Annotated in this window: 7 protein-coding genes; 6 read left to right on the forward strand and 1 reads right to left on the reverse strand. The window is 32.3% G+C overall.

Annotation, left to right across the window (positions count from 1 at the left end):
* Positions 1-8: 8 nt before the first annotated feature.
* The 6 genes from KMW28_RS10545 (at position 9) to KMW28_RS10570 (ending at position 12,454) form a co-directional block, all read left to right on the forward strand.
* Positions 9-5,270, forward strand: a complete 5,262-nt coding sequence (locus tag KMW28_RS10545; RefSeq protein ID WP_169663452.1) for a translocation/assembly module TamB domain-containing protein — start codon at positions 9-11, stop codon at positions 5,268-5,270.
* Positions 5,260-7,557 (forward strand): translocation and assembly module lipoprotein TamL, encoded by a 2,298-nt coding sequence (gene tamL, locus KMW28_RS10550; protein WP_169663451.1) that lies wholly within the window; start codon positions 5,260-5,262, stop codon positions 7,555-7,557. Before KMW28_RS10545 ends, tamL begins: the two co-directional genes overlap by 11 nt.
* 246 nt (positions 7,558-7,803) lie before the next feature.
* Positions 7,804-9,474: an ABC1 kinase family protein gene (locus KMW28_RS10555; protein WP_183363881.1), complete on the forward strand. Its 1,671-nt coding sequence runs from the start codon at positions 7,804-7,806 to the stop codon at positions 9,472-9,474.
* Positions 9,475-9,864, forward strand: coding sequence for an HIT family protein (locus KMW28_RS10560; protein WP_066207513.1), 390 nt, complete (start codon positions 9,475-9,477; stop codon positions 9,862-9,864).
* Between the two features lie 20 nt (positions 9,865-9,884).
* Positions 9,885-11,906, forward strand: a complete 2,022-nt coding sequence (gene ligA / locus KMW28_RS10565; protein ID WP_169663449.1) for an NAD-dependent DNA ligase LigA — start codon at positions 9,885-9,887, stop codon at positions 11,904-11,906.
* Between the two features lie 2 nt (positions 11,907-11,908).
* The gene (locus KMW28_RS10570) at positions 11,909-12,454 is read left to right on the forward strand and encodes a DUF6913 domain-containing protein (protein WP_169663448.1); all 546 of its coding nucleotides are present in this window, start codon (positions 11,909-11,911) and stop codon (positions 12,452-12,454) included.
* Between the two features lie 57 nt (positions 12,455-12,511).
* Here KMW28_RS10570 and KMW28_RS10575 read toward each other — a convergent pair whose 3' ends face one another.
* Positions 12,512-12,688 (reverse strand): histone H1, encoded by a 177-nt coding sequence (locus tag KMW28_RS10575; protein ID WP_066207506.1) that lies wholly within the window; start codon positions 12,686-12,688, stop codon positions 12,512-12,514.
* Positions 12,689-12,721 lie beyond the last annotated feature (33 nt).

The following is a 12,721-nucleotide window of genomic DNA, read 5'->3' on the forward strand; positions in this document are numbered from 1 at the left end:
AACTGAGAATGAAAGGATCTCTCAAACGCCTTTTCTTTGGAATCCTAATTTTATTTATCCTACTATTAGGTCTTGTGTACGGTATCTTACGAGTGCCGTTTGTACAAAACTATATCGTTGATAAGGCAACATCATATCTTTCAGACAAAACTAATAGCGAAGTAAGTATAGGCTATATAGCATTAAACTTCCCTAAATCTTTAGTCATAGACGACGTACTTCTAAAAAATCCCAATGGGGAAGATTTTATTTCTATAAAAGAAATTGAATTAGACGTCGACGCCGAAACCATATCTTTAGAAAGAGTGGTTATCGATAAGTTTGCTGTTCATAGTCTCCAAACAAATATTAAAGTCAATAAGAATGGTGAATTCAATTTTGATTATTTAATCAATGCATTCGCTTCTAATGAGGAGGAAGTTGTAGAAGAAGATACCACTACTTCAGTAATTCCTCCAATCATTCTTCACGATATAGATTTAATAGATGTAGATATTACCTACTTAGATAGTGTGATGAATATGGATGCACATTTAAATATTGGTAGACTAAATACAAGCATTCCCGAAATCAACTTAAATACATCATCATACAACGTGAGTAATATTTTACTAGAAAACAGTAAAATTTCATACACCCAATTTGATGAAATGCCTACATCTGATGTTGATACCACTCAAACATCTACAGATGAAGAAACTCCCTTTCATTTAATATTAAGCAAACTACAAATCCATAATGTTGATCTTGATTATGATGATCAAGTAAGTCCACAGAAAGCGACTATTCACATAGGTGATCTTAATTTATTACAACATGAATTTGATTTAGTCAAACAAGATATTAACATTGAAAAATTTGATTTAAATCAATCTTCTATTGAATATCAATTAACCTCGGATACTACAATAAAAGCACCTCCGGCTAAAGTTTTACCTTTAGCACCTCTTAAAGATCTAGGTATAGGTTGGAATGTAGCCATCAACGAAATAGGCATCAAAGACCTAAGTTTAAAATATGATGATCACCTTTATAAGAATGTTGAAGGTTTTGATGCAAAACATATTTTCATTTCTAAGACCAACCTTTCAACTACTGATATTAAGGTCAACGATCAACAGATTTATATCGACCTAGAGCATTTTGATATGGTCGAAAAATCTGGTTTAAGTATCAATAGTTTGTCCTCATATATAGATGTTCAACCACAAAGTCTTGAGTTAAGGGAATTGTTGGTTGAAGTGAATAATAGCTTTTTACTAAATGATTTGAAATTGCGATTCACCAATTTATATCAAATAGGAGACTATATAGACGATCTTCAATTTGATAATCACTTAAAACGATCTCATTTGACATTTTCTGATGCATTAATCTTTGATCCAACACTTAAAAAAGATTCTGTAATTGCTCCTTACTTGACATCTTATGTGGATGGTAGTTTAATAGCCAAAGGGAATACAAAAGAAATGTCCATCAAAGAGGGTAAAATAAATTCAAATTTAGGTTTAGAAACAGATTTTGATATAGAATTGAAAGATGTAATGAGCGAAGATTCTCTATACTTCGCCGTAAAAATCGATTCTCTAAACTTTTATACAACCCCTCTTATAAATATCAATCTCGATGATACGTTAAAAGAGTCATTTGATTTACCAAAACATATAGTGGGTAATTTAAAGGTAAAAGGACACCCAACGGATTTATCTGGGGACATGAAATTGGCACTAGATGAGTATGGAGCTTTTGATTTAGAATATTACTTATTAAATGAAGATGAGTATAAAATCAAAACTAACACCTATAATTTAGAAGTTGGAAAAATTTTAAAGGACAGCACAATCGGTGAAGTAAGTACTTATTTGACAGCTGTAGGTAAAGGTTTTGATCCTGAAAAGGATCTAAAGGCTTTAATTACTTTCCATCTCAAAGAAGCTATCTATAATAATTACGATTATGGTGGATTAAAAGCCAACTTAGATGTAGACCGAATGGCTGTTAAATGGGATGCGAAAACCAAAGGAGATGGTGCTCAATTCGACCTTAATGGTTTTATTGACATGAATCAAGAAGTCCCTATTGCAGATATTCATGGTAAAATTGAACACTTAGACTTTTTGAAACTCAATTTTTACGAAGACACACTAACTATAGGAATGATAATAGATTCTGATACTCGAGGTTTCGATATCAAGGATTTGAATTCTACCTTAAAAGTTGAGGATTTATATTTTTACGATGGTAAAGACACTTACACTTTTGATGAAATCAAATTGCATGCAGAATTAGATTCAACACATATTGCAGGTAATCTAGTCGCTCCTCATATTGAAGGTGCCATAAATTCTGATTTACCTTTGGATTCATTATCTGTAGTTTTGGAAAGGTATTTTTCACAATACATTTCATCAAGAGATATGATTGGTCAATTGCCACCATCAAATGGCAAAATGTCAGGCTATTTAAAATTGACAGATTCCGAACTACTGACCAATGGTTTTATAGAAGGATTGGACTCATTGGTTTTAAGCAAATGTGATTTCCTTTTCGATGCCTCTACTAATAAATTCGATTTTGATGTTCTTCTACCAAGAATAACTTATTCTGATATTGATCTTGATTCTACATATTTATCATTACATGCTAATGGTATTTCCTTAAAATATGATGTCGGATTTAGATTACTTCAAATGTTGGGGTACGAGGAATATGCATTACATCATTGGAGTCTTAATGGAGAAGCTAAAGACAATGATCTGACTTTTATAACACAAGGTAAGACAGAAGATTTATCAAAAGAATGGCTATGGGCCGGAGGAGAATTAATTCTAGATTCTACCACATATCGATTTAATTTAGAAGATAAATTCATAGTGAATGGAATGAAGTGGGATGTGAATAAGGAAAACTATATTTTATCAGATGGTGGACTTCCTTATGTAAGCAATGTTCGCTTAAAACAGGATCAACAAGAAATAAATTTATATACTTCTCAGTACGATGAAAAAGATACCGTATACAAATTCGAGATAAAAGATTATTCTTTAGATAAACTGACTTACAATAGCCAGAATGATACATCCCTCATCAATGGTGATATTAATATGGATGTAGAAATAGGAGACATATCTTCTGGAGGTAAACTTAATTCAAATCTAATTATCGATGGTTTCGGTTTCTTCAATAACATCATTGCTACTATTAAAAATACTGCTAAGAATACAACAGACATCAATATTTATGAAAACCATACAGTAATTAATGGTCCTATAGGTAATATGAGATCAGACGCCACATTTAATATGGCAGATACGATTGCTCCCTTGGATTTAACAATGACTATTGATTCCCTTTTAATAAAACCTTTCGAAAAACTTTCGTTTGGTTATTTATCAGATTTATCTGGTGGATTTAAAGGAGACATGAAGGTAAAAGGTGGTGGTTCTGCTCCATTATATGTCAGAGGTAGCATCAATATGTATCATCCAACTTTTACTGTTGATATGCTAAACCTAACTTTATATGGTTTAGATGGTGATGCAACATTTGATGATAAAGGTATTCACTTCAACAAATTTGGATTTAGAGACATACATGATCACTTAGCTTTACTTGGAGGTAGTATAGTTACAACAGATTATCAGAGCATGGATTTTGATTTAAAATTCTCTGCTGATGATATCGTCTTAATTAATTCAACAGTGAAAGATAATCCCGAATACTTCGGTCAATTGATCATTGGTAATTTAACTTCAATCAAAGGTCCAATAGATCATTTGATTATCGATTCTGATATTCGTATTTCAAGAGGTACCAACCTAACTTATGTCTACATAGATGGAGGTTTAGGTGATGTAGAAACAGGAGATGATATTATTGAATTTATAGCTGAAGAAGATACAACTAATATCAAAAAGAAGTCTGACAATTATGAATTGAATGCTAAAATTAATATTGATAATCAATCTTCTTTTAGAATAGTAATCGACCCAAGAGCTGGGGATGCATTAACCTTAGTAGGAGGCGGAACTTTGAATTTAAGAATGGATGCTGGAGGGGATTTAGTGATGTCAGGCCAATATCAAGTAACAGAAGGAGATTACAGCATGACTTTTTATCAGTTGATGAATAAAAAGTTATTATTAGAAAAAGGAAGTTCTGTACTTTGGACAGGTGATCCCTACAATCCACAAGCAAATATGACTGCTATCTATGAGATTAGTACTTCACCATATCCATTAGTTGCCAACCTGATCAGTCAGAGTGAAACCAATAAGTACAAATCCAAAAGGCCTTTCAAGGTATATATGAATATGAGAGGTGATGTGATCACTCCTGAATTATCATTTAAATTAGAATATCCAGAGGGTAGTCAAGGTGGTGATAAAATTGAGACTGCAGTCGAAAATTTAAATCAGGATGAATCTCAATTAAATAAACAGGTATTTGCACTATTGATTTTAGGTACATTTTTAAATGATGCTGGTGGAGATGGAGCTTCAACTACTGATATGGTAGCAGGATCTGTAAGTTCGATCATCAGTCAGCAATTGAATAATGTAACTAATAATTTAACCAACGGCTTTGTTGATGTGAATTTTGATGTTGATTCTTATTCTCAGAATAATGACAAAGGTGGTTCATCAAATAGAACTGACGTTGGAGTAACTTTAAAGAAAAACCTTTTCAATGATCGTTTAAGTGTATCTGTTGGAGGTAAAGTAGCGGTAAATGGTAATGAAGCATCAAATTCATCGAATACCTTTAACACCGATTTCCTCTTAGAATACAATCTCCTTACAGATGGGACGCTTAAAAATAGGTTATTTAGATCTATTGACGCTCAATATTTCACACCGGATGTATTTAAGACAGGAGTTTCAATAGTATTCACGAAGGATTATAATCAGGGGAAAGAATTATTCATCAGAAATCTTGATAAAAGAAAAGATGTTAGAAAAAGGTTGGGTATGATCAAGAGGTCAAATACTGGAGGAGGTATGATGGCTTCACCAAAAGATTCAACCTCATCAGGTGGCGGAATGAAACCAGCGAAACCTGATTCTACTTCTTCTGGAGGTATGAAGCCTGCTGTTGAAATAGACAGCACTTCAATAAATACACTTCCGGATTCAACCATAAATGAAATTCCTGTAGAAAGTGATTCATCTAGTAATTCAGAGAAATCATCTTCATATATGGATACTTTTATTCCATTTTTTCATAGAGAAGAATCATTAAATAGCTTATTAGCAGACAATGACAACTAATAGATATTTTATAATAATATGCTTCACTTTTTTACTTTTTGGATGTAGTATCACAAAATACATCGAAGAGGATAAAAGTTTTTATACAGGCGCTCAGATAAAATACGATACCCCTGATAGTATTAAGATTGATGAAGATCTCAAGTATATACTATCAGAAAATTTATCTATTGCACCTAATAAGAAAAATGCTGCATGGTATCATTTTAAAGCTGAAAATGCGAAAAGACCAAAAGGCTTAAAGAAAGGATTGAACAAAGCGTTTGGGGAAAAGCCTGTGTATTACGACGAAAACCTCACGAAAAAAACAGTGGAGCTAATCCAAGCATCACTAAACAACAATGGGTACTTTGGATCAAGGGTTAAATACAAAAACATTCAAGATTCAGCGTCAAAATCTACATCAGTTGATTACTATGTTGTGGTAAGAGATAAACCTTATGTCTTAGATAGTGTGAATTGGAATTTAGAGGATAAAAACCCTTTTAATAGAAAGATTAAAAATTTAAGTAGCAAATCAATTCTAAAAAAAGGAAATCGCTATTCCCTTCAAGCGTTTAGGGATGAAAGAACAAGAATAAATACGGCACTGAAAGATAGTGGTTATTACTACTTCAGTTCCAACTATTTGATGTTTGATCTAGATTCTGCAAATGAAGACAGAACCATTAATGTCTATGCCTATTTCAAGGAAATGCCTGATAAGGTAAAACGCCAATATGAAATTGATACCGTTATTCTACAACCTGATTTTGACTTAGATGGTTTGAATGTTTCTAAGAGAAATCATCAAAAAGTAGATGTGGATAGTGGGATAGTTTATTATGGTGATCCTGTAAACTTAAAGCCAAAAATTCTGAATGAAACACTTCAATTAAGAGCAGGAGAAACCTATTCTAGACATGATCATCAGGCATCATTAAAGCAATTCTCTGGTTTAGGGGTTTTCAAATATGTCAATATGGAATTTGAGCCAAAGGAAACTCTAGATCCTTATAAAGGGAAAATGAAAGTGAATGCAAAGATGTCTCAGGTAACCTTGCATTCTGTTTCTACAGAATTATCGATGTCTACTTGGTCAACAGGTTACACCGGACCAGAGTTAGACTTTACATGGAAAAATAGAAATACTTTTGGAGGTGCTGAAAGATTCTCTGTGACACTCTTTACTGGTATACAAAAACAGTTCGGAGGGAATACAAATGGTGTAGATGTGATCTTTTGGTATGGTTTCGATACAAAATTATCTATTCCAAGAGTAATAGCACCTTTCGATGTTCGACCTGGTGGTGATTTTTATATTCCATATACCAATTTTGGGTTAGGATTTAAAAGATATCACTTTTTCCCGTCTTATTCACTAAACTATTTCAATACAAGTTATGGTTTTGATTGGAGAACAAACGAAAAAATTAGACATACATTAAACCCTGTTGCTATCAGTTATCAAGCTACATCTTCAACCGATGGGACTGATATTGCTGATGCCTTTCCTTCCCTTGCAGAGACATTTAGAAATCAGTTTATATTAGGTTCAAATTATACGTTTGAATATGCACCATCATGGGATAAAAAGGTAAGAAACAGTAGTTTTTACTATAAAGGGAACATAGATATTTCAGGTAATATGTGGTATGGTATTATGCAAGCCACAGGTATTGAAAAAAATCAGGAAACTGGGCAATATCAAATCTTGGGTAATCCTTTCTCTCAATATGTAAAACTGACAAATGATTTAAGATTTTATTTTAAAACTACGGAAAAAGGATCCATCGCTACTAGACTTGTTGCAGGTTATTCAGTGCCGTGGGGTAACTCCACATTCCTTCCTTTTGTAAAGCAATATTTTGTTGGAGGACCTAACTCCCTTAGAGCATTTAGATCAAGAACTCTAGGACCAGGTAGCTATAAACCTTCTGATGATAAAGATGCAAATTCTTTTAGCCAACATGCTGGTGATATTAAATTAGAAGGTAGTGTAGAGTATCGTTATGATTTACACCAATATTTAAAGTTAGCAGCTTTTGTTGATTATGGTAACGTTTGGTTAGCATCCGAAGATCCTGAACGTGAAGGAGGGGAATTTGAAGTAGGAAAAGTCTTAGATGAATTAGCTGTTGGTGGAGGAGTAGGCTTAAGAGTCGATGTTCAATTCTTTGTTTTACGACTAGATTTTGCCATGCCTTTTAGAGTTCCTTATACTCCAGATGATGGAGATCAATGGGTCATAAAAAAGCCGTCTTGGAATCAACTTGTATTTAACTTAGCCATTGGATACCCATTCTAAATCAATTTTAAAGGTTATATTTTACTATTAAGCGTATACTTTTTTAGCAAATAATATTTTAAACCTAATTTTATTTAAATTAGGTTGAAGAATTATCTGTTTATAATATTATTTCAAAATAGGATCATTAAATTGTAGTGAAGAATAAATAATTGTCTTATCAAATTGATATTACTGCTTATAATTAATTTTTTCTATTTTTATAAACAGAAGACAAAAATTGTTTTGACTCTTTTATTTTTTTAGATGCTTTTTTCCACCAAAGTAAAAAATATACAACGACTTCAGCAAATCATTAAAATCTTGTTGAAATACGGATTTGAAGATGTAGTTTCAACTACTTCTTTAAAACGTTTTGTACCTATTGATGATTGGAAAAGAGATAATAAACCTGTACTTAAGTTTAGTCGTGCTGAAAGGTTTAGACTTGTAGTAGAAGAATTAGGTCCAACCTTTATTAAGTTTGCTCAAACTCTAAGTAATCGTCCTGATATTTTACCTCAAGATTTAATTGAGGAATTCCAAAAATTACAGGACAATGTCCCTCCATTTTCAGAAGAAGAAGCGATAGCCATTGTCGAAAAAGAAACAGGAATGAATCTTAACGATTTTGTATCCTTTTTTGATAATAAACCACTTGGTGCTGCCAGTATCGGTCAAGTTCACCGTGCTCGCTTAAAAGATGGGAAAGATGTTGTATTAAAAATTCAACGTCCGGGTGCTTACGAGCAAATCCTTACTGACTTGAGGCTATTAAAAGAATTCGTAAAACATACGCATGCTTTTTTCCTTAGACACGGACTTTTAAATCCAGATGAAGTAGTTGAAACTTTTGAGGAGAGTATAGTTAGTGAATTGGATTATACAATAGAAGCTAAAAATCTAGTTCAGTTTAGGAGAGCAAATAAAGATAAAGATCATGTTCATATTCCCTATGCTCATTTAGAGTATACCACGAAAAAATTATTAGTGATGGAATATGTAAGTGGTTGCAAAATCACTGATGTTAGAACTATTAAATCCTGGGGGCTTTCATTAAAAGATGTTGCTACTTCGGGAATGAATATATATTTAGATCAAATTTTTGAGCAGGGATTTTTCCATGCAGATCCGCATCCAGGTAATGTCCTGGTACGACCTGATGGAAAAATTATTCTTATTGATTTCGGTATGATTGGCCGATTATCTAAATATCAACGATTTGGTCTTGCTAATTTCTTGGCTTCAATGTCTCGAAATGATGCTAGAGGAATGGCACTTCACTTGAGGCGCATTGCAAAAGAAACTGATCATGAAGACAGTAAAGCACTAGAACAAGATTTAAACAACATGGTTGATCGTTACTATACTCATGGTAACGAAGACGCTACAATGGCTGAGGTAACCACTGCTTTACAAGAAATTATTTACAAGCATAGCCTTGCTGTACCCGGTTCAATATTTCTCATTTTACGTGCCTTAGCTATTTTAGAAGGTATTATAAATGTTATTTCACCAGATTTAGAGGTTTTACCTGAAATTGAACCGTACGCAAAAAAATTGGCTCAAGAACAATTCTCATTTAAGAATTTAAGCTCAGACTTTTATTATACTTTTTACCAATTATCTTCTTTATTCTACAATCTTCCTATGGAAGTGAGGTATATTTTAAAGAAAACGAGAACAGGTAAATTGTCTATAAACATTGATCACAAAGGATTGGAACCACTCATTCAACAAAGAAAAGAAGCTGCTTCTAACTTAAATATTGTGATCTTAATATCTGCTTTATTGGTTACCTCAGCATTAATCATGAATGCTCCAATTCCATATTCAAGTAGAAATTTTCTTGGAATGCCTTTTCTTAGTACAATTGGCTTTCTAAGTGCATTTTTCATGATTATTTATTTAGTTATTAAACCAAAAAATAAAATATAAATGGCATCTATTTTTACAAAAATCATAGCAGGAGACATCCCTTCACATAAAGTTTATGAAGATGAAAACTATTATGCTTTTTTAGATATATTTCCGGTACAAAAGGGGCATACACTCATCGTTCCTAAAAAAGAAGTGGACGATATGTTTGATTTAGATGATGAAACATTAGCAGGCTTATATGTAGCAGCTAAGAAAGTTTCAAAAGCAATAAAAGCAGTATTCCCATGTAATAGAGTAGGACATGCTGTTATTGGATTAGAAGTACCTCATGCACATATGCACTTAATTCCTATTAATGGAATGTCTGATATGAATTTTGAGCATAAATTAAAATTAGACAATGAGGAGTTAGCAGAGATTGCATCAAAAATTAGAGAACAATTATAATTAAGGAAATCTCATAGATTATGACTTTCAAAGAGGCGGAGCAAAGAGTTGAAGAATTATCTAATCAAATACATGATTTAGATAAAAAATATAGAGAAGGTGCACCTGATATATCAGATCAGGAATTTGATATAATGATGAATGAATTGATTCAATTAGAATCAGATTATCCAGAATTATTAAAAGTTACCTCACCTTCTCAAAGAGTGGGTGGTGAAGTATCCCAAAACTTTGAAAATGTAGCACACGCAATTCCAATGTTATCTTTATCAAATACTTATGATAAAGAAGATCTAACTGATTTTGATGATAGAATAAAAAAAGATATTAATCTTGATCAAGTGGAATATGTCTGTGAACTTAAATATGATGGTGTTGCACTAAGTCTAACATATGAAAATGGTATTTTAGTTAGAGCAGTTACCAGAGGTGATGGTATTAAAGGTGATGACATTACTAAAAATGCTAGAACAATTAAGAGTATTCCTCTACAGTTGACAGGTGAATTTCCTGATATTCTTGAAGTGAGAGGAGAGGTGTTTATGAGTAAAAATTCCTTTGAAGAGAATAATTTAAAAATCTCTGTAGAGAATGAGATTCGTAGACAAAAAGGAAATAAAGAACAGCCATTACTTGCTAATCCAAGAAATGCCGCTGCAGGTGCACTTAAGCAGTTAGATCCCAAGAAAGTCGCTGAGAAAAAATTAGATATGTATGCTTATCAAATTGCTTCTGATTATGAGAAAATTACATCTCACTACGATGGACTTTTAAGGCTAAAAGCTTGGGGGTTTAATATTCCAGATACTTTTGAAATCAACAGTGATATCGATAAAGTTTGGGATTATATCACTTCTTGGGATCAAAAAAGAAAAGATTTGCCTCTTGAAACAGATGGAGTAGTTATTAAGGTAAATCAAATGGATTTACATAAAAAATTAGGTAACACTGCCAAAAGTCCAAGATGGGCAATAGCTTATAAATATAAAGCTGAGGCGGCAAAAACACCTTTATTATCCATTACCTATCAAGTAGGTAGAACTGGGGCAATTACACCAGTTGCAAATTTAGAACCTGTTCAATTGGCAGGAACGACGGTTAGAAGAGCATCACTACATAATGCAAACGAAATCGAAAGACTAGATTTGCATTACAACGATGTTGTTTACGTTGAAAAAGGAGGTGAGATTATACCTAAAATTACTGGTGTAGATAAAACATCTAGGAGGGAAGGAGCTACAAAAGTCAATTATATTGAAAATTGTCCTGCATGTAATTCTACTTTAGAAAGAAAAGAAGGAGAAGCTCAACATTATTGTAAAAATTATGAGTGTCCACCACAAATAAAAGGGAGAATCCAACATTTTGTAAGTAGAAAAGCAATGAATATTGACTCTTTAGGTGGTGAGACAATTGAACAGCTTATTAGTATTGGATTAATAAAAGATGCCGGTGATTTATATAGCTTAACAGAAGAAAAACTATCACAATTAGATCGTTTTAAAGAAAAGTCTATAAATAAACTGTTGTCAGGTATTGAAGAATCTAAAAACATACCATATGAACAAGTCATATTTGCACTAGGAATTCGTAGTGTAGGTAGTACAATATCAGAAAAATTAGCAGAAGTATTTACAGATATAGATAAGTTAGCTGAAGCTACTGAAGAAGAAATTGCTGAACTTTATGATGTTGGATCTACAGTTGCAGTTGAGGTTAAAAAGTTTTTTAATTCTGATGTGCAACTAGAGTTTTTGGATAAACTTAAATCAGCTGGTCTAAAATTTAAATTAGAAAAACAAGAAGTAAAAGATACATTAGAAAGTAAGTCTTTTGTCTGCACAGGAAAGTTTAGCATCTATTCTAGAAATGAAATGCATGCTTTAATTAAACAAAATGGAGGAAGTGTAAAAACTTCAATTTCCAAAAATGTTGATTATCTTGTTGCAGGAGAGAAGGCTGGTTCTAAATTGAAAAAAGCTACCGAATTAGGTATTACTGTTTTAACGGAAGAAGAATTTTCTGAAATGATAAACAACTAAGAATGATTGAACTTTTTAAAAATAAATTAATTGGTAATCAATTAATAAACAAACGATTAGATAAAGATAGAAAGCATCATAATAAATTTCCCCTGAATGATGCCAAATCTATTGGGCTTATATTTTATATAAAAGACAGTGAACAATTAAGGTCTACTTTGAATGAAAGTAAAATAGTAGATAAAATTTTCCCAAAAGGGGTAAAAAATATTGAGTTTATTTTTATTACAGAAGAGAAAAAAATAGAATTTGATGTTCCTTTCGGTTATAAAATAATTCCACTTTCAAAAGTAAATTGGAATAAGAAAAATCCTGAATCGAATATTGAGAATTTTATTAAAAAAGAATTCGATTATTTGTTTTCTTTTACTTATGGTGTTTCTAAAATTCTTGATCAATTAGTTTCACAATCTTATGCCATTTGTAGAGTGGCTTTGGGTGAGCATCAAGATGTGGATTCACACGAAATGAAATTAACTTATGATCAAGTTTCATTTACAGAAAGGATAAGAGAAGCAGTAGATATTTTACATCGAATGCATAAATAAAAAAAGGGGATGTTGTTAGAAACATCCCCTTTTTTTGTCGTGTGATCCAAACAGGAATTAACCGTTGTTTTTGATCTCTTGGATTTCAAGACGGATATCTTGAGCAAGTTTTTTGATGTCTTGCATGTTTTTTCTTACGCGAGTTCCAGCCGCTGCAACTTTGTTGTTGTAGAATTTTTGAGCGTCCTCTTCAGTTTGTTGGATAAGCTCTTTTAGTTCTGTGAATTTGTCCATTTTACTAAAAAATTTCTATCGATGAATTAAAAT

This window comes from Flammeovirga yaeyamensis, assembly GCF_018736045.1.
GTDB lineage: Bacteria > Bacteroidota > Bacteroidia > Cytophagales > Flammeovirgaceae > Flammeovirga > Flammeovirga yaeyamensis.

Bases quoted from the DNA above. Each gene is read 5' to 3' on its own strand.
- KMW28_RS10555 (WP_183363881.1), top strand. From the start codon at position 7,804: ATGCTTTTTTCCACCAAAGTAAAAAATATACAACGACTTCAGCAAATC.
- KMW28_RS10545 (WP_169663452.1), top strand. From the start codon at position 9: ATGAAAGGATCTCTCAAACGCCTTTTCTTTGGAATCCTAATTTTATTT.
- KMW28_RS10575 (WP_066207506.1), bottom strand. From the start codon at position 12,688: ATGGACAAATTCACAGAACTAAAAGAGCTTATCCAACAAACTGAAGAG.
- ligA (WP_169663449.1), top strand. From the start codon at position 9,885: ATGACTTTCAAAGAGGCGGAGCAAAGAGTTGAAGAATTATCTAATCAA.
- KMW28_RS10560 (WP_066207513.1), top strand. From the start codon at position 9,475: ATGGCATCTATTTTTACAAAAATCATAGCAGGAGACATCCCTTCACAT.
- tamL (WP_169663451.1), top strand. From the start codon at position 5,260: ATGACAACTAATAGATATTTTATAATAATATGCTTCACTTTTTTACTT.
- KMW28_RS10570 (WP_169663448.1), top strand. From the start codon at position 11,909: ATGATTGAACTTTTTAAAAATAAATTAATTGGTAATCAATTAATAAAC.